Annotated in this window: 29 protein-coding genes and 1 other RNA gene; 7 read left to right on the top strand and 23 right to left on the bottom strand. The window is 37.1% G+C overall.

Translation table 11 applies throughout. The features are described 5' to 3' along the window. Positions 1–47: 47 nt before the first annotated feature. Both ACK4M9_RS04970 and ACK4M9_RS04965 read right to left on the bottom strand, forming a co-directional pair. On the bottom strand, positions 48–701 hold the full coding sequence (locus tag ACK4M9_RS04970; RefSeq protein WP_409848493.1) for an oxidoreductase: 654 nt from the start codon (positions 699–701) through the stop codon (positions 48–50). A 41-nt stretch (positions 702–742) separates the two neighbouring features. Next, positions 743–943: a DUF6501 family protein gene (locus ACK4M9_RS04965; protein WP_409848492.1), complete on the bottom strand. Its 201-nt coding sequence runs from the start codon at positions 941–943 to the stop codon at positions 743–745. Positions 944–1,078: 135 nt separating this feature from the next. Here ACK4M9_RS04965 and ACK4M9_RS04960 point away from each other — a divergent pair, with 135 nt between their 5' ends. Together ACK4M9_RS04960 and ACK4M9_RS04955 are read left to right on the top strand one after the other, a co-directional pair. Continuing rightward, a complete protein-coding gene (locus tag ACK4M9_RS04960; RefSeq protein WP_409848491.1) occupies positions 1,079–2,263 on the top strand; it encodes a class I SAM-dependent rRNA methyltransferase in 1,185 nt (394 codons plus the stop codon). A 251-nt stretch (positions 2,264–2,514) separates the two neighbouring features. Then, on the top strand, positions 2,515–2,868 hold the full coding sequence (locus ACK4M9_RS04955) for a DnaJ family domain-containing protein (protein ID WP_409848490.1): 354 nt from the start codon (positions 2,515–2,517) through the stop codon (positions 2,866–2,868). Between the two features lie 93 nt (positions 2,869–2,961). Here the strand turns inward: ACK4M9_RS04955 and ACK4M9_RS04950 are convergent, their stop codons facing one another. From ACK4M9_RS04950 to uvsE, 10 genes are all read right to left on the bottom strand, one after another. Beyond that, positions 2,962–3,432 carry a GNAT family N-acetyltransferase gene (locus ACK4M9_RS04950; RefSeq protein WP_409848489.1) on the bottom strand — a complete coding sequence of 157 codons (471 nt, stop codon included), beginning with the start codon at positions 3,430–3,432 and terminating at the stop codon, positions 2,962–2,964. 259 nt (positions 3,433–3,691) lie between these two features. Next, positions 3,692–4,327 (bottom strand): pentapeptide repeat-containing protein, encoded by a 636-nt coding sequence (locus ACK4M9_RS04945; protein WP_409848488.1) that lies wholly within the window; start codon positions 4,325–4,327, stop codon positions 3,692–3,694. A 100-nt stretch (positions 4,328–4,427) separates the two neighbouring features. Further along, the gene (locus ACK4M9_RS04940; RefSeq protein ID WP_409848487.1) at positions 4,428–5,156 is read right to left on the bottom strand and encodes a ZIP family metal transporter; all 729 of its coding nucleotides are present in this window, start codon (positions 5,154–5,156) and stop codon (positions 4,428–4,430) included. A 315-nt stretch (positions 5,157–5,471) separates the two neighbouring features. Beyond that, a complete protein-coding gene (locus ACK4M9_RS04935; protein ID WP_409848486.1) occupies positions 5,472–6,194 on the bottom strand; it encodes a sirohydrochlorin chelatase in 723 nt (240 codons plus the stop codon). A gap of 19 nt (positions 6,195–6,213) precedes the next feature. Next, positions 6,214–7,662, bottom strand: coding sequence for a uroporphyrinogen-III C-methyltransferase (gene cobA / locus ACK4M9_RS04930; protein WP_409848485.1), 1,449 nt, complete (start codon positions 7,660–7,662; stop codon positions 6,214–6,216). Between the two features lie 40 nt (positions 7,663–7,702). Further along, positions 7,703–7,903 carry a DUF3906 family protein gene (locus ACK4M9_RS04925; protein ID WP_409848484.1) on the bottom strand — a complete coding sequence of 67 codons (201 nt, stop codon included), beginning with the start codon at positions 7,901–7,903 and terminating at the stop codon, positions 7,703–7,705. Between the two features lie 3 nt (positions 7,904–7,906). Then, complete coding sequence (locus ACK4M9_RS04920) at positions 7,907–9,529, bottom strand: nitrite/sulfite reductase (protein ID WP_409848483.1); 1,623 nt, start codon at positions 9,527–9,529, stop codon at positions 7,907–7,909. Positions 9,530–9,570: 41 nt separating this feature from the next. Beyond that, complete coding sequence (locus ACK4M9_RS04915; protein WP_409848715.1) at positions 9,571–9,681, bottom strand: YezD family protein; 111 nt, start codon at positions 9,679–9,681, stop codon at positions 9,571–9,573. A gap of 250 nt (positions 9,682–9,931) precedes the next feature. After that, positions 9,932–11,104 carry an aminotransferase A gene (locus ACK4M9_RS04910; RefSeq protein ID WP_409848482.1) on the bottom strand — a complete coding sequence of 391 codons (1,173 nt, stop codon included), beginning with the start codon at positions 11,102–11,104 and terminating at the stop codon, positions 9,932–9,934. A 160-nt stretch (positions 11,105–11,264) separates the two neighbouring features. Further along, entirely contained in the window at positions 11,265–12,140 is an 876-nt protein-coding gene (gene uvsE / locus ACK4M9_RS04905) for a UV DNA damage repair endonuclease UvsE (protein ID WP_409848481.1), read from the bottom strand. A gap of 147 nt (positions 12,141–12,287) precedes the next feature. Here uvsE and ACK4M9_RS04900 point away from each other — a divergent pair, with 147 nt between their 5' ends. Continuing rightward, positions 12,288–13,667 (top strand): MATE family efflux transporter, encoded by a 1,380-nt coding sequence (locus ACK4M9_RS04900; RefSeq protein ID WP_409848480.1) that lies wholly within the window; start codon positions 12,288–12,290, stop codon positions 13,665–13,667. A gap of 66 nt (positions 13,668–13,733) precedes the next feature. Here the strand turns inward: ACK4M9_RS04900 and ACK4M9_RS04895 are convergent, their stop codons facing one another. Both ACK4M9_RS04895 and ACK4M9_RS04890 read right to left on the bottom strand, forming a co-directional pair. Further along, positions 13,734–14,876: an alpha/beta hydrolase gene (locus tag ACK4M9_RS04895; RefSeq protein WP_409848479.1), complete on the bottom strand. Its 1,143-nt coding sequence runs from the start codon at positions 14,874–14,876 to the stop codon at positions 13,734–13,736. Between the two features lie 172 nt (positions 14,877–15,048). Then, complete coding sequence (locus tag ACK4M9_RS04890; protein ID WP_409848478.1) at positions 15,049–15,723, bottom strand: peroxiredoxin; 675 nt, start codon at positions 15,721–15,723, stop codon at positions 15,049–15,051. A 141-nt stretch (positions 15,724–15,864) separates the two neighbouring features. Between ACK4M9_RS04890 and ACK4M9_RS04885 the strand changes: the two genes are divergently transcribed. Beyond that, positions 15,865–17,097, top strand: a complete 1,233-nt coding sequence (locus ACK4M9_RS04885) for an aminopeptidase (protein WP_409848477.1) — start codon at positions 15,865–15,867, stop codon at positions 17,095–17,097. 133 nt (positions 17,098–17,230) lie between these two features. Here the strand turns inward: ACK4M9_RS04885 and ACK4M9_RS04880 are convergent, their stop codons facing one another. Next, entirely contained in the window at positions 17,231–17,440 is a 210-nt protein-coding gene (locus ACK4M9_RS04880; RefSeq protein ID WP_409848476.1) for a YozQ family protein, read from the bottom strand. A gap of 135 nt (positions 17,441–17,575) precedes the next feature. Here ACK4M9_RS04880 and ACK4M9_RS04875 point away from each other — a divergent pair, with 135 nt between their 5' ends. After that, on the top strand, positions 17,576–18,238 hold the full coding sequence (locus ACK4M9_RS04875; RefSeq protein WP_409848475.1) for an HAD family hydrolase: 663 nt from the start codon (positions 17,576–17,578) through the stop codon (positions 18,236–18,238). Positions 18,239–18,316: 78 nt separating this feature from the next. Continuing rightward, positions 18,317–18,556, top strand: a complete 240-nt coding sequence (locus ACK4M9_RS04870) for a hypothetical protein (protein WP_409848474.1) — start codon at positions 18,317–18,319, stop codon at positions 18,554–18,556. Between the two features lie 78 nt (positions 18,557–18,634). Here ACK4M9_RS04870 and bshB2 read toward each other — a convergent pair whose 3' ends face one another. From bshB2 to ACK4M9_RS04855, 3 genes are all read right to left on the bottom strand, one after another. Beyond that, positions 18,635–19,285: a bacillithiol biosynthesis deacetylase BshB2 gene (bshB2, locus tag ACK4M9_RS04865; protein ID WP_409848473.1), complete on the bottom strand. Its 651-nt coding sequence runs from the start codon at positions 19,283–19,285 to the stop codon at positions 18,635–18,637. A 19-nt stretch (positions 19,286–19,304) separates the two neighbouring features. After that, positions 19,305–19,652, bottom strand: coding sequence for a YojF family protein (locus ACK4M9_RS04860; RefSeq protein WP_409848472.1), 348 nt, complete (start codon positions 19,650–19,652; stop codon positions 19,305–19,307). Between the two features lie 484 nt (positions 19,653–20,136). Continuing rightward, the gene (locus ACK4M9_RS04855; protein WP_409848471.1) at positions 20,137–20,703 is read right to left on the bottom strand and encodes a GNAT family N-acetyltransferase; all 567 of its coding nucleotides are present in this window, start codon (positions 20,701–20,703) and stop codon (positions 20,137–20,139) included. Between the two features lie 175 nt (positions 20,704–20,878). Between ACK4M9_RS04855 and ssrS the strand changes: the two genes are divergently transcribed. Next, a non-coding RNA gene (gene ssrS / locus ACK4M9_RS04850) (6S RNA) lies at positions 20,879–21,060 on the top strand. Positions 21,061–21,126: 66 nt separating this feature from the next. Here ssrS and ACK4M9_RS04845 read toward each other — a convergent pair. The 5 genes from ACK4M9_RS04845 to ACK4M9_RS04825 all read right to left on the bottom strand — a co-directional run bounded on the left by ACK4M9_RS04845 (position 21,127) and on the right by ACK4M9_RS04825 (position 24,994). Further along, a complete protein-coding gene (locus ACK4M9_RS04845; RefSeq protein WP_409848470.1) occupies positions 21,127–21,252 on the bottom strand; it encodes a hypothetical protein in 126 nt (41 codons plus the stop codon). Positions 21,253–21,490: 238 nt separating this feature from the next. Continuing rightward, positions 21,491–22,222 (bottom strand): 5-oxoprolinase subunit PxpA, encoded by a 732-nt coding sequence (locus ACK4M9_RS04840; protein WP_409848469.1) that lies wholly within the window; start codon positions 22,220–22,222, stop codon positions 21,491–21,493. Continuing rightward, a complete protein-coding gene (locus tag ACK4M9_RS04835; RefSeq protein ID WP_409848468.1) occupies positions 22,197–23,195 on the bottom strand; it encodes a 5-oxoprolinase subunit C family protein in 999 nt (332 codons plus the stop codon). The genes ACK4M9_RS04840 and ACK4M9_RS04835 overlap by 26 nt, the downstream gene beginning before the upstream one ends. Further along, positions 23,179–23,898, bottom strand: a complete 720-nt coding sequence (pxpB, locus tag ACK4M9_RS04830) for a 5-oxoprolinase subunit PxpB (RefSeq protein ID WP_409848467.1) — start codon at positions 23,896–23,898, stop codon at positions 23,179–23,181. The genes ACK4M9_RS04835 and pxpB overlap by 17 nt, the downstream gene beginning before the upstream one ends. Positions 23,899–24,664: 766 nt before the next feature. Beyond that, positions 24,665–24,994 (bottom strand): P-II family nitrogen regulator, encoded by a 330-nt coding sequence (locus ACK4M9_RS04825; protein ID WP_409848466.1) that lies wholly within the window; start codon positions 24,992–24,994, stop codon positions 24,665–24,667.

Below are 24,994 nucleotides of genomic sequence, written 5' to 3'. Positions count from 1 at the left end.
CACAAAAAAAAAGAAATAGCATTGTCGCTATTTCTTCAAAATTTAACCTATTTATTTTCCTCAATTTGCTTTGATTCGATGATAAGGGTAACACTTTCAACTTTCAATGAAAGCTTATAGATCGCATTTGCTACATCACTAGCTTGATTAGGTTTATATTTTTCTAATGGTCCTTTAAACATGAATGGAATTGTTTTCGTTAGAGCTTGACCTATATCTTCACCAAATCTGCTCTCATTTCGTTTTCCTAACAGTAAAGAAGGCCTAATAATATAAAGAGAAGGGAAATTTAACTGTCTTATTGCCGCCTCGACATTTCCCTTTACTTGATTATAAAAAATCGATGAATGTTGATTTGCTCCCATAGCCGTAACGATGAAAAACTGCATAACACCTTGTCGTTTAGCGATTTTAGCAGCGCTAACCGGGTAATCAAAATCGACTTTGACAAAATTCTCTTTCGATTTCGCTTTTTTCATCGTCGTTCCTAACGTACAAAAAACAACATCAACCGAAAATAAATCTTCATACTTATCTAATTCATTAAAATTAATAACATGTTGCTCCAACTTTTTGTTAACTACGTCTAGCTGTTTTCGTGTTAGTGTTACTACTTTTCGATACTGCTCACTCTCTAATAAGCGATGTAATAGTTCGTTCCCTACTAAACCTGAAGCTCCTATTAATAATGCAGTCTTCATAATATACCTCCTACTATAAAAAAAGGCGGTAAAAAACCACCTTACAACTCGAAATAGTCTTTGTAATACGCGCCAACTTTCCCTGTGTTATCAATCACGAAAATAAATTCCTCTGTTTCATTTTTCACTTCATACATTTTCCCTGCTGTTAAAGCTGAACTCACTGTATATTTCTCTGCATTTGTATGTACACATTTCACCGTTTTAAGCGTTGGGCTATTTTGCCACTTCGTATGGATCATTTGTTTTCACTCCTATAATATAATTATTTATCTTAACATAAAAGAACGACAATTTACATAGCAACGAACATTGCCAACAAATACTTATTTCTGTATGATGAGAAGGTTATACTAAGAAAAAACGGAGTTGAGAATGTGGCAAAAGTTATTTTAAACAGACAGCGAAAAAAGCGTCTAGAAGAAGGTCATCCCTGGGTATATAAAAGTGAAGTAGCAAAAATTAAAGGTGATTACGAGCCAGGAGACACTGTAGAAGTATATAACCACCAAGATCATTTACTAGGAAAAGGTTACATAAATCCACAATCACAAATGATTGTGCGTATTTTAACGTATCGCGACGAGGAACTCAATGAACAGTTTTTTATCGATAGAATTCAAAAAGCTTGGCAATATCGCCAACGCTTTATTCCTGGAGTACGTTCTTGTCGAGCGATATACGGAGAAGCTGATTTCTTACCTGGACTTGTTGTCGATAAATACGAAGACGTCCTCGTTGTCCAAATCGTTTCATTAGGAATGGAAGTTCGTAAAGATATGATTCTTAAAGGACTGCTTGAAGTATTTAACCCGAAAGCTGTCTACTTACGTAATGACGTATATGTACGTGAATTAGAAGGTTTGGAACAAGGAAAAGGCTTTTGGTATGGCGAATCGCCTACCGAAATTGAAATTGAAGAAAACGGAGTAAAGTATATTGTTGATATTGAAGGTGGTCAAAAAACAGGCTTCTTCTTTGATCAACGTGAAAATCGTGCGGCTATCAAGCCCCTAATTACACCTGAAGCGACCGTATTAGATTGCTTTACACATACTGGATCATTCATGTTGAATGCTTATTCATACGGCGCAAAGCATGTAACAGCAGTTGATATTTCAGAGCATGCCATTGAAACAGCGAAACGAAATGCCGAGTTAAATGGATTCACCGAAAATATTGACTTTGTCGTAGCAAATGCTTTTGATTATTTACGAGAAGCTGTGCAACAAGGGAAACAATGGGATGTAGTTATCGTAGATCCCCCTGCCTTTGCAAAAACACGACACGCCGTAGATAAAGCATACAGTGGCTACAAGGATGTTAATTTACATGGCTTAAAACTTGTCAAAGAAGGTGGCTACTTTGTAACGGCAAGTTGCTCTTATCATGTTGATCCTGGCATGTTCGAGCAAATGGTTCAAGATGCGGCTTTCGATGCCCAGAAAGTTTTACGAGAAATCCATTGGAGTGGTGCTGGATATGACCACCCTCAAATTTTAGGTGCAGATGAAGGTAATTATTTGAAGTTCGCTATTTATGAGGTTACTTCAAGAAAGTAGTATTGCCCGGTTTTCGAGGCTGTCCCAAAAGCAAAGTATCAGTCACCTCGTCTACTATAAATAGATTTTGTACAAACATACACTTCTATCTATAGTATGACTTCGAGGTACTTTGACACTTATGGGACAGCCTCTTTTCCCACTAAAGCTTAGCTGAGTTTAAGTTCTGGAAACTATCCGTAGCTTTTGATATAACAGATATAGGGTTTAAGAAAGTTTATACCACTCTATCTTCTTAAAGGGGCGTTAATATGACTAGAGATTGGCTTGGAGACATCATCAATAAAGACGACAAAAATGAGGGTAAGTTAAAAGGAATGGGTAAACCATTATCGAGAGAAATTTTGGAAGGCAATGTACTAGATCGCACTGTAAAAAATGCCGGATACTTACCGCAATGGGTTGCATTGCAACATGAGGTCCGTGACCGACTCCATAAAATCCTACCATTACTTGAAGACATTTCATCTCGTAATAAAGTTGAAGAAGAAATTAGTTCTATTAATCTCCTCATTAGAAAATACAATTCGATTTGCCCTGCTCCAATGCAGAAAATGGTAATATCCTTTGAAGACGTAAAATCACAAATAAACCGTTGGCAATAAGTCAAAGGCTGCAACATAAGTTTAGATCACGACATCGTCCGTCGGTGGTCGGTGTCTAAAACTTTGCTGTAGCCTTGTTTATTTATAAAACTATTATTCATCTCTACTCAATTTTTTCTCAAAACAATCAACTTCCTTGCCTCTATCATTTACCACTGTTTGATAATAAATAAACTCTTTTCCCTCCCAAAAGCTTCGGGCATTCACATTTTCTTTTAAAACGCCAATCCGAATAACATCTGACTTTAAATATTCCGTCTCAAAAAGTGTATAAGCAAGACTACCGAAACCATATCCTTGATAATCTCTGTGGATTAATATTAACCCCAACCATGGGTAATTATCTTTTGGGTTGTTTGTTAAATAATCAATAATCCCAATATATGTATCATCAAGCTTAATGAAAGCACTGATCGTATTATCGTTTAGTAATTCTAGCCTTAACTCTTCTGAGCTCCTCAGTTCTTTGTTATATCCGCGAAGATTATATTCTGGATTTGAATTAATGATTTCTAGGGCAATATATAACGTTTCTTCAGTAATTGTTTCAAATGAGATTGACATAACTTTCACCATTCCATATCTTTTTAAATATCGGCTAATTTTACCACACCAAACAAGCTTTCTAGAAATAACGGGTTTACTTCAGAGGTAGAAACAAGCTATTCGCGAACTAAAGAGGCTGGGACATAACCAAAGTGTCAGACACCGCCAGGCACTAATATAGACATATGATCAACCTGTACGTCTCTATTTAGTAGCGATCGGCGTGGTGGAAGACACTTTTGTCCCAGCCTCTTCTTTTCTTTTCTTTTCATTTCTATCAATCTTTAATAACCAATCCTATTAGGGATGCAAATTGAATGGCCTGATATGTAGATACTTTACATCCTTTTAAATTATCTAGTGAAACTGTAAGTGAATCAAAATTAGATGTACTAATATCTATTCCTTTTAGTGATGTTTGTTCAAAGTTTGCACCATTAAGGTTACATAATTCGAATTCCACTTTTTTTAGTTTACAGTCATAAAAATCAGTACTTTGTAATGAAACATCTTTAAATATAACTTTTTCAAGTTTTGAATTTCCGAATGTAGCCATGTTTAATATTGAATTCTCAAATTTAACATTACCTATGTAGGATTCTGGAAAGTTTGTACCGAGTAACTTACTGTTAATAAATTCAACTCTATGAATGGAAGAATTACTCATATTAACATTCGATAAATCACAGTTTTCAAATCGAACATCTGTCATATCAATATTACTAAAATCTGTATTCGTGAACTTGCAATTTTTTAACACTGTATTATAAAGTCGGACTCTATCTATAGCTTCATTTGTAAAATCAGAGTCGGTGATTTTACAAATTTCATGTATTGGGTCTTCTTCATAATAAATATCACTAAAATTCCTCTCAGTTAACTCATGCGCTATTTTTGGAATGTCAATTCTCAAATTTTTTATACCTTCTTTCGGTTATTGATTACTTAGCTGACTAAACCCGTTCTTTCTAGGAGACTTATGTTTATTAAAAACTAATTTGCTATTACAATTTTTAGAATACACTCGTTAAAAAAATCATTGCCAATAACCCAACAACAAAGGCATATGTAGCGCTCAAAGCATGTCCGTCACCGTGACTTTCAGGGATAATTTCTTTGTATACGATATAAAGCATCGAACCCGCTGCAAATGCCAGTCCTAGAGGAACAAGACCTGCGACGTAGGATGTTAAAAAGAAACCAATAACAGCTGTAACAATTTCCACAGCACCAGTTAGTGTTGCTAAAATAAACGCCTTCCATTTGCTGACTTGTTGTTGTACTAGAAACAAAGCAATCAAAAGACCTTCCGGGGCATTTTGTAAGCCAATCGCAATGGCGATCACTGGACCTAATCCTTCAATTTCACTACCGTAACTGACTCCAACCGATAAACCTTCAGGTAAGTTATGTAGAGTTATTGCTGCAATAATTAATAAAGATTTTTGATCGAAATCTATTCTCTTCTTATTATGACTTAAATCAATATGAGGTATCGTTCGTTCAAGCATTGTTAAAACGACAACCCCTGCCAACACACCTACCGACATAATTAGAATATTAGACATTTCAATTGCCTCAGGAATTAGCTCAAACGTTGCTGCTGCAACCATTACACCTGCTGTAAATGCTAATAAAATATCGCGCCAACGATGCGTAGCCTTTTGAAAAAATAAAACAGGTAACGCTCCAACCCCTGTGGCTAGAGCAGATAATACACTGGCAACGAAAAATTGTTCCATACTTCCTCCACTGAATAGTTGATGATAATATACACTTTATTTTATCTTATGTCGTTTGTCCACTTCTATTATTTTGTTTTTTAATACTTTACATCAATAAAGTAAATATATCATAGGCACCAAAATTTTTAACACTGTTAAATTACAATATTAATTTTTTGGTTTCTGTTGGCTATTACAAGCAATCAAAAAAAAGCTGCCCCATAAGGATCAGTTCACCTCAAAATGATAGGATAGGTAGAAGTGTATGTTAGTACAAATCTATTTCTAGCATCGAGATGACGACCTTTACTTATGGGACAGCCACTAATTATATTAAACGATTTCATTAATCAACGAACTCACTAGGTTAACGACCGTTTTATCTGCGCCGATTGGCTGACACATGATAATCCGCTCATCTTCTAGTTCAGTTACAAACTCCTCCATTTCCTTTAGTAAGAGACCTGTAAATAATAAATAAGGCAACACAAAAATTTGATTGAAGTTCAATTGTTTGGCATTTTGCACACAATCCTTAAAAGAAATATGACCACCTACTAAGTACGCCGTTTCGACTTGGCTAAACTGTAGCTTTTCTCTTAACAGTTGACCAACCATTTCAAAATCATTTATCGCACCTTGATCATTACTTCCTCTACCTACTAAAATAACTAGCGTCTTCTCACTCCGAAGAAATTGTTTTTCGAGCAGTCGTTTTTCTAAAATTGAGATAAGCACTTCTTGAATTCCTAAAGGCTTCTCAATTCGAAATGAAACAGCAGGAAACATTTCCTTCCCTTTTGCCACTTCATTTGGGATATCGACTTTTGCATGCCCTGCTGTCAACAGTAGTAACGGAAAGACAACAATCTCTGTTGCGCCTTGTTCTACGCAAACCTTAATTTCATCCACTATCGACGGTGTTGCTAATTCAAGAAACGCATATCGAAATAGGCCTGCTTGGCAATCGTTCCCTACCGCCTTTGCAAATTGAATAAATTGTTCATTTGATTTGTTTCTTCGACTGCCATGTCCAACGAATAGTACTGCTTTCAAAATGTCCTATCCCCCTTCTTTACAAGACTACCTGTTCAATTGAATTTAAGAGTAGCTGTGGGAGACTTTCTACTGGTGTATTGTTTTGGTAGATGTTAACTTGAATATTGTGGCGTTTTGCTGTTAAGTAGGCTCCTTCATTAATACAAATGACTTGAGAGTGACGAATAACTTCATGTGGTTGATAGCCATCTATTTTTGCTTGTTCCATAAATAATTCGACCGAACTAGCACTTGCGAATATAATCGTATTAAATCCATCCTCCTCAACGACTCGCCTAAATGCAACCGAAACAGGAAGATGATTTTGTAGGCGGTGTGTTCCTAAATAGTCACCTTTAGATCCTCGCTTCATTTCCTCTGCACCAATTATGACGCTATGGTTTAATGTAGTAGATTGGTCAGCAATTATTCCTCGCTGAAGTAATGCTCCCCTTGTCTCGTCATCAGTATAATAAAATTTTGCCTTTAAACAACGAATATCGACCTTATGATTAATCAGACTCTCAAAAAATAAGGAAACACTCTCTTTTGCTGTAAATAAAATATCCTCATAACTATTAATTTCCTCTAGCTTACTAACAAATGCTAATTCATTCGTTAGCACTTCACAATGCTGCCGTGGATAAGTGAGTACCTCTGCACCATTATTAATTAAAGAGCTTATTTGAGCTTCTTCGCCATTAGGAAAAATCACTTTTTTACCTAGCAATAGTTTCTCTTCAAACCATTGTAATTGTTTTCTAAGAGCGACAATATTACCGACAAGAGTAATGGCCGGGTTACTTATCGCATGTTTCTCAACTTCGCTAACGATTGAACATAACGTACCTTCGACAACTCGCTGCCTACCTGTCGTCCCCCATTGGATTACAGCGACTTTTGTAGAAGCAGGCTTGCCATTGCCTATCAATTGCTCACAAATATATGATAAGTTTTTCACACCCATGTAAAAAGCTATTGTATCAATCCCTTGAGCAAGAGCTTGCCAGTTTATTAGTGGTTTGCCATCTACCGACTTATCATGGCCTGTAACAACGGTAAAGCTTGTTCCATACTCACGATGGGTAACTGGTATGCCCGCATAAGCTGCAGCGGCAATACCCGAAGTAATTCCAGGGACGATTTCATAACGAATTCCCTCTCGTTTTAGAGCGTCAGCTTCTTCGCCAACTCTACCAAAAACACCAGGATCGCCACCTTTAAGACGGACAACTAACCTTCCCGCTTTTGCTTTTTCAACTAACAGGTCATTAATAGCTTCTTGTCTTAAAATATGGCGATCTGGTAACTTGCCACAATAAATCAACTCCGCATTTGCATCTACTTCTTGTAAAAGCAGAGGATTAACCAAACGATCATAAAGAACCACTTCTGCTTTTTTTAATACTTCTAACCCTTTGACAGTAATAAGCTTTTGATCTCCTGGTCCTGCTCCAACAAGATAAACAAATCCTTTTGCGGTCATGGCATGTCACCTCCTCGTGTAAAGTTACAATATTATATCTTTATTTAACTACGAACGCAGTACCTTTACTCGCTACTTTTTTCCGTTCTAATAATACAATTTCTTTTATGTCTGGTAGCTTTAAGAAGCTTGCTTCAACTTCAATTTCCGCTCTTTTAAATGCCTGCTTATCATTTTCAGCGACAACAATAACGGTAACCTCATCGCTATTAATTAACACCTTAAAATGGTATAAGTTCATGATTTAAGCCTCCGCTAGAATGTTGTCTAACTGCCCTTGAAGAGTTGCTACTCCTACTCTTTGGACAAAATCATAGAAGGTTTCTCCAGCGATTTTTTCCGCTTTAAAGAACTTAAAAAGATCTTTTAATACAGTAGGTAGCTTTTCTGACATGACTCGCCCTTTTAACTTTTCATTAAATTGAGCATGTTCTTTTTCTAACGTACCACCAACATAAATTTCAAATGCTTCGACCATCCCTGCTTCTTTTGTTTTCATCAAAACACCTTGTAAACCAATATCAGCAATTTGACGTTGACCACACGAGTTAGGGCACCCAACCATATGAATTCTTACCGGTACATCTAACTGAATGTGATCATCTAAATACTCAGCTAGCTTGCGCGTCGTCTCCTTCGTTTCGACTAACGCTAAATTACAGTACTCTATTCCAGTACAAGAAACTGAGTAACCTATGAAGCTTTTCGGTTGTAACGTGATTTTCTCAAAAATCGGTTCAGCGATTAAAGCCGCAATTTTTTCATCTGGAACATTTGGAATAACGATGTTTTGTGAATTACAAGTTCTAATTTCACCATTTCCATATTTTTTAGCCACTTCGGCGAGCGTTATTAACTCCTCTGAATTCATTCGTCCAACCGGAACGTTAAAGCCGGCGTAATTCAACCCTGCTTGTTTCTGTTCGTGAACACCGTAAAAATATCCGGCATTCCACTTTTCAAGTTTATCCACACCTTTTGAAGGAAGTTCATGACCGTACACTTCAATAAGCTTTTCACGGAATTTTTCTGGACCCCAATCAGCCATTAAAAACTTTAGACGAGCACGGTGACGTTTTTGACGGTAACCGTAGTCACGATAAATCGTTGTAATCGCGATTGCTACATCCTTGACTTGATCTGGAAGTACGAATACATCTAACTCTTCAGCTAAATAAGGCTTTGAAGAAAGCCCACCACCCACTTTGACGTGGAAGCCGATTTGTTCTACACCATTGATCTCCTTGGTAGCCGGCGTAAACGCCAAACAGTTAATTAGATCATGTCCAGCATTTTGAACGTTTGCAGAAATTGACATTTTAAATTTACGCGGTAAATTAGAAAAATCTTCGTTTCTTTGGAAAAAATCATACACCTCGTTTACAATTGCTCTCGTATCCATTAATTCATTACGGTCAATCCCCGCTAAAGGATTTCCTACAATCGTTCTCGGAATATCACCACAGGCACCGATCGAAGACAAGCCTACTTCTCCTAGACGCTTATAAATGTCAGGAAGCTGTTCAATTGTCAACCAATGAAATTGAATCGCTTGGCGAGTAGTAATATCGATAACTCCACGACCATAATCTTTTCCAATGTTAGCTAATGTAATGGCTTGCTCGTTAGTAATAATTCCTGTTGGAATATTAACCCTCATCATGAAATAGCCAGCTTCTTTAGGCTTTTGTAAATAAAGCCCAGCCCATTTAAAATGTCCCCAATCTTCTTGAGGGATCGAAGCAAAACCTTCTTTTGCATAACGATCAATATCATTTAAGATATCTAAACCATCTTTTTTCAACTTGTGAATTTCCTCTTTACTCAGCTTACTTTCGTCATTTGCCCAAATTTTCTCGTATGCCATAATAGCCTCCTAAGCTTGTAACCTACTTTTCTACTAATCAATTATTTCAAACGATGTTTCTCATTCTTTTCAATTTGAATGACCTTACCGTCTTGAACAATTAATGAAATTGATCCGAATTTCATATCTTTTAACATTTCTTGTACTTTCAAAAATACATGTTCTAGCTCAGAATTTTCGTTGTTCTTCACCCCAAGTCCTCCTTTTACTTAGCCGCTCATTTAATCCCTAGTTATTTTATATGATTAATTGATATTTTAAGACTGTCGCGTACGAAAGTCAACTAAAAAGATGGCGTAAGTAGTGAAACTATGCTGCCAAACTCTACTTTAAGCTTATAAAAAAACGAGTGCGAAATAATCGCACTCTAAAATCTCCCCTTAATACAGTAGATCTAACTCGTTACCTTGCAGCAGCCACATCTAAACTCGCTAAAAACTTTTCTAGGCGATTGCAGCCTTCTTCGAGAATTTCCATACTATATGCGTAAGATAAACGGAGATATCCTTCACCAAAGCTTGAAAACGCTGAGCCTGGTACACAAGCAACTTTCCCTTCTTGTAAGAGACGAGTCGCAAACTCATTTGCACTCATACCAAACTTCTCAATCGATGGAAATAAATAAAACGCTCCTTCTGGTTTTACAACGTCAATACCCATGGATACTAGTCGATCGTAAACATAATCACGGCGTTTTTCGTATTCGACACGCATCCCAGCTGCATCATCAATACCTTCAGTTAATGCTTGAACAGCAGCCCACTGAGAAATTGCACTAGCGCAACTTACATTATATTGATGGACTTTTAACATATGCTTTGTTATATTTTCCGGGGCAAAGACAAAACCAACCCGCCATCCTGTCATTGAATGAGATTTAGACAAGCCATTAATAATAATCGTTTTTTCCTTCATACCAGGAAAAGAAGCGATCGAACAATGCTCCGTGCCGTAAACTAATTCACTGTAGATTTCATCAGAAATAACGAATATATCGCGTTTGCTTAATACTTCTGCAATTTCTGCTAACTCAGCTTTTGTTAAAATACAGCCAGTTGGATTAGACGGGTATGGTAACATTACGCATCTTGTTTTACTCGTAATCAGGCGTTCAATTTGCTTTGGGGTCATTTTAAATTCAGTATTTCTAGTATCGGCATAAACTGGAATAGCACCACACATTTTAATGATTGGCTCATACGCAGGATAAACTGGTCCAGGAAGAATTACTTCCGAACCCGCTTCTAAAATTGTTCGAAAAGCAATATCAATACCTTGGCTTGCTCCGATTGTCGTAATGACCTCTTGTTTAGGGTTATATGAGAGACCATATTTCGTTTCTACAAATTGTGAAGCTGCTAAACAAAGCTCGTCTAAACCAGCATTTTTCGTATAACCTGTCTTATTTTCATCAATGGCTTTTTTACCGGCTACTTTTATGTGTGCGGGTGTCGGAAAATCTGGCTGGCCAATTGTTAGTTGAATGGCATCAGGATAATGGGCCACCATATTGAAAAACTGTCTAATCCCTGAAATTTGTATGTTTTTCACTTGATTGTTAACTAAATGTTCCATTTGGGACTTCCTTTCCTGACAATACTAAAATGTTTTTTAGTTTCATAAGCATCAGTCGACGCTACTAAGAACTACATCTAGCTTTTTGTCGCTAATAATTCACTTATGTATTATCAGTATTTTAGCAAAAAAAATCAGAAACAGGAATCTTTTATTACCTTTATTTTAAAGCTTCTCTTATTTTTAAAACCGCTAATTCTTTCTTTTTCGCTTCAAACATTAAATCCGTCCTGCGCGGCCCTAGTAGTTGGAGCAATAATTCATAATCTTCTCGTAAAATATAATCATGATGTGATGTATCTGTTTTCGAATTCCGCCCTGAACTAATATGCATTTTGGGTAACCTCTTATGCTCCCAAGAAGCAATAACACGGTCTAGCAAAAAGGCGATCACTAAATCCTCATACGGGTTACAATGATGATGGTGAATATCAAAACAAACAGGTACACCAATCTCATCGTGAATATCTAGAACATCTTTAACATGAAAAGACTTATCATCATTTTCTAAGATTAAGATCGATTTAATTTCAGGGCTTAGTTTTTTATAATTCTCACTAAAACGCTTTTTCGCTTCTTCTTTCTCTCCATAAACACCACCAACATGAATAACCATATCAGTCCCGCCCATTAGCTCCATTAACTTATAATGATACTGTAGCTCCCGAAACGCATTCGTTACAACCTTTTCATTAGGTGAATTAATAATCGTAAATTGCCCTGGGTGAACAGTTAATCTCATCTGATATTTTTTTTGATACGCGTTTATTTCCTTAGTAATCGCTAAAACATCTTCATCTTCCCACCAATTCCACGTTAAAATCTCATGACTTCCAAAAGGAACGATGTCGCTACTGACCCGAAAAAAATCAATATTATTCTCCTGATTCCATTTCAGTATGCTTTGCACTGACTCTAAATTAGCTAGAGTTAGCTCTTTAACTTTTGCCATTCCCTCAAGTTCAACCGTTTTTAATCGGCATGTCCTCATTTTCAAGCCTAATGTCACATTTAAGCAGGCGTAACCAAGTTTCATTTTATCACCTTCAAATTTTAGTAGATCAGCCATAAAGAATAGCGAACCTTCGTTTTTTAAAATAAAGGAAAATAAAAGTGCTATTCGAGCAAGCACTTATCTGTTATAATTCCGTTCATATGACTAAATTTAGAAAGAAGGGATGTTATGAAACAGACCCTTACAATTAAAGAAAAGATTGCGCAATTTTTATATATTGTCGTCCCGATTTTAGTGACTCAGTTTGCACTTTTTTCGATGAATTTCTTTGATACAACGATGAGTGGAAATGTAAGTTCAAATGACTTGGCTGGTGTCGCTATTGGTTCAAGTCTTTGGGTACCAATCTTTACGGGACTTTCAGGGATATTAATGGCGATGACTCCGATTGTTGCTCATCATATTGGTGCTAAAAATAAAAAAGATGTTCCTTTTGCAGTTGTACAAGGAATCTACTTATCTATAGTTTTGGCTATAGTCGTGATAATTATCGGCATTTTGTTCATAAACCCGATTTTAAATTTAATGAGCTTAGATCCGATTGTGGCAGCGATCGCCAAAAAATATTTACTTGCGTTAGCATTTGGTATCTTCCCATTATTTTGCTACACCATTTTACGTTCCTTTATTGATGCTTTAGGACATACTCGCGTAACAATGATTATCACACTGTTATCATTACCCATTAACATTTTCTTTAACTACATTTTAATCTTTGGTAAATTAGGCTTCCCACAATTAGGCGGAATTGGTGCTGGTATTGCTTCATCAATCACATATTGGTGTATTTTTCTGATATCCCTTTATTTTATCCACCGCGTTACACCATTTGCAGAATATAACATTTTTCGAAGTTGGGCCAGCGTTTCGCTTCAATCTTGGAAGGAAATATTAAAAATCGGCGTTCCAAGTGGACTCGCGATCTTTTGTGAGACAAGTATCTTTGCTGCCGTTACTCTGCTCATGAGTCAATATAGCACGATTACGATTGCCGCCCACCAAGCTGCGATTAACTTTGCATCGTTTTTATATATGCTACCATTAAGCATCTCAATGGCGTTAACGATTACTGTAGGGTTTGAAGTTGGCGCGAAACGTTTCAAAGATGCTAAAAACTATAGTTATTTAGGTATTGGTCTTGGGTTAATGTTTGGAATTGTTTGCTCGATCATTCTACTAGTTTTTAATGAACAAGTTGGCATGCTTTATACAAACGAACCCGAAGTATTGCAGTTAATATCTCAATTTCTTATCTTCGCGATCTTCTTCCAAATGTCAGATGCAGTTGGTGCACCACTCCAAGGAGCACTAAGAGGCTATAAGGATGTAAATGTCACCTTTCTGTTGGCCGTACTTTCTTTTTGGATCATTGGCTTACCATTAGGCTATCTACTGGCAACCTTTACAGAGTTTGGAGCTTTCGGATATTGGATTGGATTAATTACCGGGCTTGCTACTGGTGCGGTTTTCTTATTTATTCGTTTGCAGTATGTACAAAGAAAACATATAGCGTCCTTAACACAATTATCCATTAAAATTCCATCTTAACTTGGCCTTAGCTGGCCAAGTTTTTTTGTGTTTTGTCTTCATATGACGCAAAAGTTCCTTAGCTTTTTATCTCCTTACTTCTTGATATAATAAAAAAGCTGCCATCGCATAAGCCTCGAGATATTCCCTTATCCCCTCTTTGCCGCGAGGGTTTCTAACAATTGTTTTTTCGAGGGCTGTTTGAGCTATATGTTCGTTTGCAAAGACACTTTTTAAAAATGAAACAGTCTCACCTAAGCCATGATTACCTAAATTCATGACTTCATAAAACGAAATGAAGCCGTGCATGACACCTTCATAATGCAAATGAGTGACAGGCACTCCTGATTCTGCTAGCCGTACTCCGTATTGCTCACCTTCATCTCTTAATGGGTCAAACTCAGCAGTAATGATTAACGTAGCAGGAAGATCCTCTAGGTTTTCAGCATTTAGTGGTGACGTATATGGGCTAAGCCACATTTCTTCCTTCGGGGTATACAATTCTCGTGTGCGATACATGACACTTCTAGATAATAAATAATAACCACTATCATAAATAATTCGCGATTGGAGAGGCATATCTTGGAAGGTTGTTAATGGATAAAGTAAGGCTTGACCAACAATAGCCGGACCTCCAAAATCACGTGACATTAAGGTAACAGCCGTAGCTAAGTTCCCACCAGCACTATCTCCTGCTACAGCAATCCGGCTCGGATCACCATTGAACTCCGTTGCATTTTCATAAGCCCAAAGTAGTGCATCATAACTATCTTCAACTGCCGTTGGAAACACATATTGTGGAGCTACTCGATATCCTACTGCAATAACAACACTCTGAGTTCTAGCGGAAAGGACCCTAACAATATTGTCATGTGTTTCGATGTTTCCGTACCCTTCTTGAAAGGCACCACCATGATAATACATAATGATCGGATTAGGACCTTCTTTTTTGGGATAATACACTCTTCCAGGAATTTGTACGCCGTCTGCAACTGTAATCTGAATATCTTCTCTCGCAATTGTCGCTGGTCTTGGTTGGATTAAAAATTTGGGCGGCTTCATATCTGATGTAATAATATTATTGTTTACAGCATGTAGGATTACCGCAGTTTTTGGTGGTAGGCGCCCCTCATCGGTAATCGACCAATAATGGACGGACAAAATTACGTAGCTTGTGCAGATTAGAAACAAAGCTGCCAAATACGCAAGAATTCTTTTTAGAACCTTCAAAATAGACGCCTCCTTTTCTTATAGCTTCCCAAATTCAAACTCATTTTAGTTACGTTTTTTATATTCCCGTTATCATTTCTAAAGAAACTAGAAAAGTCATCTCCGCCTTAATGATCTGAAGGAGACGACTCAATTAGTATTTAGCGTACAAGTCTAGTTATTCAACCTCGTTCTACGATTTTTCCAAAGATTTATAACAAAACCACCAGTCTAAGCAGTTTACCTTCCCGAGGTTTGCATCTTCAAGTCTTTTTTGAATACTATAAAAATTACTAGGTGGTGGCAGCATCACTTGGTTACCAAGATATTCATTGTGTGGCCAATTTGCTGGAGTAGCTACTTTATGAGCTGAAGCTGTTTGTAAGGCCTTCAAGACTCGTAAAAGCTCCTCACTATTTCTCCCTACCTCAGGCGGATAATTCATCATTAAGCGAATTTTCCCTTTAGGATCAACGATATAAACGGTTCGAACTGTTAAGGGTCCGACTTGTGGAGATAGCATTCCTAACTTTTTGGCTAAAACCCCCAACTCATCGGCAATGATCGGAAAACTTATCGAAACCTGAAAATGATCTCTTATCCATTCCACCCATTTAATATGGGAAAACACACCATCTATGGATAAGCCAATGAGTTCCGTATTAAGAGCTCTAAATTGTTCACTCTTTCTTTGGATTGAGATGAACTCAGTAGTACAGACAGGCGTAAAGTCGCCAGGATGTGAAAATAACACAAACCATTTCCCTTCATAATCATTAGGGAGTTTCTTCTTTCCTAATGTAGTCCTAACTTCAACTTCAGGAAAGCGATCACCAATTAACGGTGGACAATTTTCATTATGTGTCACGGCTCTTGCACTCCTTTCTATAACTTATGTATATGCGCCTATTAAACACGAGGTGTTTTATCGAAAATCTTTTCCTATCTTACTGTATTTTGTTAAAATATAAGTTGGCAGGAAAAATACATATGTGAGGGAGTTACAAAAGTGAATACATTCGAACAAAATTTAGCGAAATATGCTGAAATATCAGTTAAAGTTGGGATTAATATTCAAAAAGGTCAAACGTTAGTTATCAATGCACCGACAAGCAATATCGAATTCGTTCGTCTTGTTGCAAAAAAGGCGTATGAAGCAGGAGCAAAAGAAGTTCATATCGAATGGAACGACGAAGAACTTACTTTATTAAAATACACACTAGCTCCTGATGAGGCTTTTACCGAATTTCCTATGTGGAAAGCGAAAGGCTTTGAGGAAATGGCTGAAAATGGTGCTGCTTTCATGAGTATTGTTGCCTCTAATCCTGATTTATTAAAAGATGTTAATCCAGAGCGTATTGGGAATTTTAATAAAGCTAGAGGTAAAGCTCTTGAAAAATATCGTAATTACGTTCAAGCCGATAAGGTAAGTTGGTGTGTAATTGCTGCTCCATCCAAAGAATGGGCACAGAAGGTTTTCCCTGAAGCCTCTGAACAAGAAAGTATTGAAAGGTTATGGGATGCAATTTTCATGGCTACTCGTGCCGATTTAGAAGATCCTGTAACAGCGTGGCGAGAGCATAACAGTAAACTATTAAGCAAAGTAGATTATTTAAATAGCAAAAAATATGCAAAACTTCATTATCAAGCACCAGGAACAGATTTAACAATTGCGCTTCCAGAAAAGCACGTTTGGGTTGGTGGCGGTGGTCAAAATGAAGCTGGAGTGAGCTTTGTTGCGAACATGCCAACTGAAGAAGTATTTACCGTACCTCAAAAAGACGGAGTTAACGGTGTTGTCGCTAGTACGAAGCCGTTAAATTATAGCGGAAATGTTATTGACAACTTTAGTCTTACATTCGAAAACGGAAAAATTGTTAATTTCTCGGCAGAAGTTGGGCAAGAAATGCTAAAACGTTTAATTGAAACAGATGAGGGCTCTCATTTTCTTGGTGAAGTGGCTCTTGTCCCTCATGATTCACCGATCTCTAATTCAAACACGATTTTTTATAACACGTTATTTGATGAAAATGCTTCAAGCCATTTAGCCATAGGGAATGCTTACTCGTTCAACCTTGAGGGCGGTAAAACAATGTCAAAAGAAGAGTTGCAAGCAAACGGTGCAAACTCAAGTATTACTCACGAAGACTTCATGATTGGATCTAGTGAAATGAACATTGATGGGATTACAAAGGATGGCAACCGTGAGCCTTTATTTAGAAATGGAAATTGGGCGTTTTAAGAAAATTTACAAGTGTCCATCAAAATACGGTATTAGAAAAACGAGCTTGTTTTCAAGCTCGTTTTCATTGCGTCAAGTTTAACTTTCGTATTTAAATGAACGATGAGGAAACTCCCCATTTTTTTGATTATTTTCACTTACTAATACGATGCGGATACTCCTTCAATTTCTTCTCAATGTTATCGATTTCACCTTCAATTGTACCTTCTGTGTATGTGTCGCTTACTTGTTCATGAGTGATGGCAAGTCCTTTTTCCACTTCATTTTTACTACAATAATCCGAAGGGTCAAATGATTTTTCTGCTATTTCATTGCTGCTGTTGTTTTCATCCCTCTTAGCCATACTAACACCCCCTTTATTTTTAGTATGGCCTCGTACCCATCGTTGTATTGATTACCGAAAAAATTAACTTGCATTTGTAATTAACAAAATCATACAATTGGTTTTAAGAAATCCAATTTGGAAAGGAAGCTTAATTTGAAGGTAGCAATCTTTGATTTTGATGGAACACTATACCCTGAAGAAACATTTTCTCTAATGATGAAACATTTGAAAACTCATCCAGTTCATAATCATAAATATCGTCGCTTCATTACAAAGATTCTTCCCGTATATGTCGCGTATAAACTAAAGCTATATCCCGAGCAAAAGATGAAAGAATATTCAATGAGATCCTACATATCTGCGTTTCGAAAAACACCAGAAGTTGAAATTCAACAGTTTTTTTCACAAATTGGTCAGCAAATGAGTCAAAAATTAAGTTCGCCTGTTTTGCAGAGGTTAGAGCAACATAGTAAAGATGGCTACTATATTATGCTTGTTTCAGGAGCGTTTGAACCGTTACTTCACGCAGTCACGAAGGATATAAATTTCAATTGTATCATTGGGACAAGTATCCCTTTTAAAAACAAAGAAATTGATAAACATACACCGGTCATTCACATCCATGGCGAACGAAAAACAGCCAATATCCATGCTCAGCTAGCAAATGATGAGATTGATTGGGAAAATAGTTACGCCTATGGAGATAGTTATTCTGACTTAAATGTCCTTGAATTAGTTGGAAATCCTGTTGCTGTAAAGCCTGAACCGCGTCTCTTACAAGTAGCAACTGAGCGTAACTGGGAAATACTCTCATAGCTCGGCCTAGTTCTCCTCTCATGAAATTTTGGTTTATAACAAAAACTAAAAAGAGAGAAATGAAGGAGGATGAAAAGAATGGAGTTTGCGATAAAAGCAAAAGATGGTGCAATCCCCTGTTTAGTAACAATTGACGAAGATAACGGTCGATACATGTTGCGAAAAGCTGATACTAGTGGTGAAGTTTTTCAAGATAAAAACCAGCTCATCCAATGGATTGAAACCGAATGGAACCCTCTTCTCTTTGAGGACGAAGATGCTTATTCTGAACTGCTTGACATGATTAAAGGTGATTTTGACTCTAGTGGCTCGTTTTAGAAAATCCAGCAACAACTTCGTTAAGAAAAAAGGTAGTACTTCATCATAATGGTCACCATTATGAAAAGTACTACCTTTTTAAAATCGATAAATCCAAAACTGTTCTTCTGTTAGCCATTTTTTTAACCTAGCCTTTTGATCTTTGTTCTCTTTGAAAATAGCTTCAGTTTGTGATCGATGGGCTTTAATGGCTGCGACTTTTACATCAAAAAAATGAGAAACATCATGGATAACATCCGGTTTTCCTAATTCCTTTTCACGATTATTCGTTATCGCCATACAGTAAACCTTAGGACGATCTTCTTCTGATAAAAGCCTAACCGCTTCAACTGTGGCATGCCCAGTTGCATCATGATCAGGATGAACTCCATGCCCCGGATAATGAGTGATTATTAAGGATGGTTTAACTTCATCAATAATTGCTTTTATCGACTCGATTAGCTTAGTTTCGTCTTCAAACTCAACTGTCTTATCTCGATAGCCTAACATTCTTACATCATTAATTCCTAAAATCGTACATGCCTCATTAAGCTCTACTTTGCGCAAATATGGCAGAGTTTCTCGATTTGCAAATGGCGGTGTTCCCATGTTCCGCCCCATCTCACCTAAAGTTAAACATGCATAGGTTACCGGGATCCCTAAATGTGAATATTCCGCTATTGTGCCACCTGGGCCAAAAGATTCATCATCTGGATGTGGAAAAACTACTAAAACGTGTTTTTCTTTCATTCTTGATCTTCCTTTCCATTTACTTAAAAGCAGTTTCACTTAGCTGTAAGGAAATCGCAATCTTCCCTTCGCTATCGTGACCAGCTAACAGTAATTGTCCTTCTTCATTAAATTCCCAATCAGTTAACCCTTGAGCATAGACCCAGCCATCCTCTAGCTTTAACCCTACACGATAGGGATGGTCCCCTGTTATTTTCCCATTTGAGAATTCAATTTTCCCATTTCGAATAAACGCACTTACTGCCAACATCCCTTCATTGCGGTGTGCAGCATACGCCCCGTTTGTCGTTTCTAAGTGAAGAAAAATTGGTTTATTTTTAAACTGATTGATCACTTCTTCAACCTGTTTGGCATCAATTGGCTTCATCAAAAAACCTCCTGCAATTACTTTCTTGCATTTTAACATATCTTTTCTTAAAGTACTTACTTTTACAACTCATCCTAATTTATATCATATAAAACAATCATGATTTTCGATATTAACCCTAAATGAAAATAAGGCCGACTTCTTCGGTACCTTGATCAACAATTTTAAAAGTCGCTGGATTTCCTTTCTCTTCGCTGTAAAACTCTAACGAATTTTAGAGGCTCGTTCATGAAAATCCAGCGACATCTTCTCGTCTTTATAAACTAAACATGCATGATTCCTATTTTAACCCTGAATGAAGATCAGCCGCTCTCTTTGGTACCTTGAGCTACAATTTAAAAGTCGCTGGATTTCCTTTCTCTTCGCTGTAAAACTTTAACTAATTTTAGAGGCTCGTTCATGAAAATCCAGCGACATCTAATGTTAATGCTCAAACATTTTTTTATACAAAAAAGAAGCCCTTAATTTAGCTAGGACTACTTGTTTAGGTTTCGACTAGAGCATTTTCTGTGTTTGTCTTCTCATATTGCTCTTTAACTATTCCGTAGTAAGCAACATCTTCGTACTGCCCCCATTTAAACACGTGTTGCGACAGCGTTCCCTCATATAAAAGTCCAGACTTTTTCATCACTTCAATCGAGGCTTTATTTTTTTTCATCACACACGCCCAAACGCGGTTTAAATTGAGTTCGTAAAAAGCAAACTCTATTAATCTATTCGAGGCCTCAGTAGCAAAGCCATTATCCCAATACGGTTTACCAATCCAATAGGCTAATTCGCCACGTTTATGATTTAAAGCTAATGTCAAAGTCATACAACCAACTAGTTCCAACGTTTCTTTTAAGATAATAGCAAAAGAATAGCTGCTCCCTTTTTTGAATTTTTCAGTACAACTTGTGATCCAATGTATCGCATAACCATCTGGATAAGGATAAGGAATATGCAAAGTTGTTCGAGCTAAATCTATATCACTTGTTAAGGTTTGCACGATCTCGGCATCTTCTGGCTCAAATGGTCTTAAAAATAACCGATTTGTCTCAAAGAAACACATAATTCCCCCTCCTTCCAACTAAGGCTGTATAGCTCCAATTGATTGTTCTAACTAAACTAGAATGCTATAAGTATATTTGACACTCCAGTAAACAATTCCTGCTTTGTCACTGGTAAAAAACTACTATTGCTTCATTAAACAGAATATATTATTATACAAATATAAGAAAAACAAACACATCCTGCGATGAACGTGGGCTTAAGATGTCTCAAACCGATGCATTGTTTACGGGAATTCAAATTGCCAATTGGACAACAAGCCAAGTAAGCGAATTGGACGTTGAAAAATTGACTGAGAGTACCCACCTGCTATTAGCGGGTTTTGAGACACGAGGAGCTACGTCAGAGCGGGAATTCATTACATAGTAAGTTAAAGCCTGCATCCCCTTGGGACGCAGGCTTTTGTGGTATTTAGCGTTTATATTTACTCGATATTGTCTTTTTGCCTATCTGTTCTTAAATGTTGCATATGTTCTTTTAAGTCTCTTTCTTTTTTTGCTTCTCTTAAAACCATACGAATTGTTTTTCTAATACGCTTCCTTTTTGCCATGAATAACAACACTCCATTTTCGTTAGATTTGTCTTCATGTGAATTAGAATTATCTACTCCCTGCAAAGGATAGTATAGAAAATCTTATGTACTTTAAATATTGATTATGACAATGGGACATTAGAAACTCAATTGTGACAAGTAATAAATAAAGTCGTTATCACTCTTTAATCGGCACATTGTTGTTTAGTAATTAGGGAACCTCAACATTCTTCGTTATTTTATCAACAGCTTTCAGCTACAAGCCTAGAGCCTTGTGTAATTTCACCGCAAAAGCTAAGGCATGGTCATTATCTCCGTGAATACAAACAGTATCAGCTTTTATTGGCACATGGGTCCCTTCGACCGACTTAACAGTTCCCTCGTTGATCATCATTAATATCTGGTTCAGAGCTTCATTTTCATCAGTGATTATTGCATGGCTAGCTGATCTAGGTGTCAGCATCCCATCTGCTTGATACGTCCGGTCCGCAAACACTTCATGAAATACTTGAAGTCCGTAGGTTTCCCCAGCCTTTGTGAGCTCACTATCGGCTAGCCCATATAAAATCAAGCTTTGATCAACGTCCCTGACCGCTTTCGCAATCGCTTCGGCGAGGATTGAATTACTAGCAGCCATATTATACAAGGCTCCATGCGGCTTAACATGATGCAATTTACCACCTTCAACCTCTACAAAAGCTTTTAGTGCACCAATTTGATAAATGACAAGATTATAAGCTTCATTAGGACTTATCTCAATTTGCCGCCTCCCAAAACCTGCGATATCTTGAAAGCCCGGGTGAGCACCGATCTGGACATTTTTCTCCATGGCAACAGCTACTGTTCGTTGCATTACATTTGGGTCCCCCGCGTGAAAGCCACAAGCAATATTTGCTGAGGTAATGTAGTTTAAAATTTCGTTGTCACGCCCGATTTGATAAATCCCAAAGCTTTCACCTAAATCACAGTTTAAATCTATCTTTCTCATCGCTTCTCTCCTTATCTTTTAATATAAAAGCAAGCTTTTTTAAATCCAATTCTTGTTCTACATATAGTTTTTGTGCTTCTTTTAAAGAAACCTCTTTAAAATGGACTTCGTCTCCTGGCTTCAACTGAGCTAACATAGGTAAATCTACGCTGATCACATTCGCTATTTTCGGATAACCACCAGTCGTTTGTCGGTCAGCCATCAAAACGATCGGTTGCCCATCTGGGGGAACTTGCACAGTCCCAAAGACTGTTGCCTCTGAGATTAATTCTACCTTTTGCTTTAATTGCAAAGCTTCCCCTTTTAAACGATAGCCCATTCGATCTGAATTTACGGTGATTTGATATTTTGTCGTAAAAAAGCTTTGTATTGCTTCTTCAGTAAAAAGACATCGTTGCCTCCCCTCAGTAACTCTAATCTCCTTACTAGTTCGATAGGGATTTACAAACCAACGAGTCGTAGAATAAAAATCATGATGAACATTAAGAAAGTTTTTTTTCTGCACTTGCTCTTTCAACGGAATAATATCTCCTTTTTTAAGGCGCTCCCCGCAAAGCCCACCAAACTTTCCACGCTCATAAGTTGAACGACTGTTTAGTACAAATGGAGTATCAATTCCACCTTGAAAAGCAATATAAGCGCGACAACCATTTAGACAACGACCAATCTTTAATGTTGTTCCTCGTTTTACAAAGATCGGTCTTCCCATTGGCACGCGTACATCATTAATCTTTGCTTGAAAAGAAGCACCACAAATCGAAAAAAGTGTGTCTTCGATGATATAGAGCTCTGGACCTACTAACGTAATTTCTAACGTTGCCTCGTTTAAATTATTACCAACGATTAGGTTAGCAAGTTTATGGGAGAAACTATCCATTGCTCCACCTACAACGACTCCATATCGTTGATAGGAATATCGACCTAAATCTTGAATTGTTGTCATTACACCACCCTGATTAACGACGATACTCATCTTCTTTCACTTCCCATAAATCAAATTGCGCTTCTGATATACAATTAAAACGAACACGATCGCCTTGCTGTAACAAGCTCGGTTCAGTCTTTTGATGATCGAAAAGACTGACAGGCGTCCTACCAATGATTTGCCAACCACCTGGTGAAGAAATAGAATAGATACCCGTTTGAGTTCCTGCAATTCCTACAGATCCTTTTGCTACCTCTTTTCTAGGTGTAGCAAGCCTCGGTGTTGCAATTTGCTCATTTAAGCCATTTAAGTAGGGAAAACCAGGGGCAAAGCCGATCATTGACACAGTATATTCTGCTTCGCTATGTATCTTAATTACTGCTTCTTCACTCAAGGAATGCTCCTTTGCGACTGTTATTAAGTCTGGCCCATACTGACCTCCGTAACAAATCGGAATAGTAATTAGAGAATTTTTCTTTTCTATATTTTTAAACACCGTTGTTTTCAGTAGCTTGTCTACAGTTTCTTTACAACTATCAAAAGGGGACATTTCTCTACTTTTCGAGAAATAGAGCGGATTATAAATTATAGTGACGGTTGTATATGCTGGAATATAATCAACAAATCCTGCAATTTGTGTCATAGCTAATCGTTTTGAAAATGCTGTAACTTTCATCTGAACATCTTCATTAACCTTTTCACCGAATTGAACTAGCAAGCCACAATCTCCTAATGGTTCTATTACTATCAAAAGCGATCCCTTCCCTTCTATAATAGATCATAGCGCCAACGGTTGTGTTTCACAATAGTTTAAGTTAGCGATACAACATAACAATTCTAGTAACAACACACGACTCTCATAAACAGTCGTTGGATTTCCTTTCTCTTCGCTGTAAAATTCTAACGAATTTTAGAGGCTTGTTCAAGGAAATCCAGCGAAAATCATCGATAAAGTAATAGCAATGTAACTATGTTTCTGAAAGGTTTCCCCAAAATTATTGTTGAGGGTGAATAAGATTATCGATTGAGAAGGATGATAACTATTGGGTGATTACGATGAAAAAAATGTTAAATTGGTTAGGAAAGCATGAGGTTATAGCTGGTTTCATATTTCTTTTTTTTATGGGATTTAGTCTTTTGGCTTTGGTCTATCTTAATATTTATTTAGAAATTCCAAAGTTTGATTAGTTTTTGTAAAAGATAATAAAACGAAGCTGTTTTACATAAAGAAAAACGCTGAATAATTAAACCAATTAACCGAAGAAAGAAAGCCATTTACCAAGCTAAGGAATCCAAGGAGCAATGACGCCTGTGTTTTCACGCAAAAAAGCTCGGAGCTTTCAACTGCCGAGCAGTAGTTACAATTATTCCGTTGAGCGGATTCTATAAAATGATTAAAAAGCTCTAAGCTTATTCCGTAGGTTAGCAAGGACACCATTACAAAAGGTATTTTGTTACGACAATCGATCAAATGGTGGTTATCCATAATCAGTAACCATTTGTAAAATATTGTAAACTTAATTATTGTTAAACTTCTTAGGGCGGAGGATTTCGACATCCTCGACATAGGTTATACCAGAATAATTTTCAAAATATTTCCCTGCAACCTGAACCATGATGGTTTCAGCCATTGTTTTGTCTTTCACAATGACCTCAATTTTAACATTCGCAAAATCTTCAATCACCAAGGCACGGTCTGAGGTCGAGCGCACATTACGGCTGCCTTTACCTCCTGCCGCGACAATGGTATATCCGCTCCCGCCGCAAGCTTCAATAATTTCGCATACACCTTTTAAAATTAATTTCTCTGTGATAATCACCACTTTTTCTGCCTTATAAAGAGTCAT

The organism is Anaerobacillus sp., assembly GCF_046314235.1.
Taxonomy (GTDB): domain Bacteria; phylum Bacillota; class Bacilli; order Bacillales; family Anaerobacillaceae; genus Anaerobacillus.
Note: the sequence above shows the minus strand (reverse complement) of the source record. Positions and strands in the feature narration are given on the sequence as shown.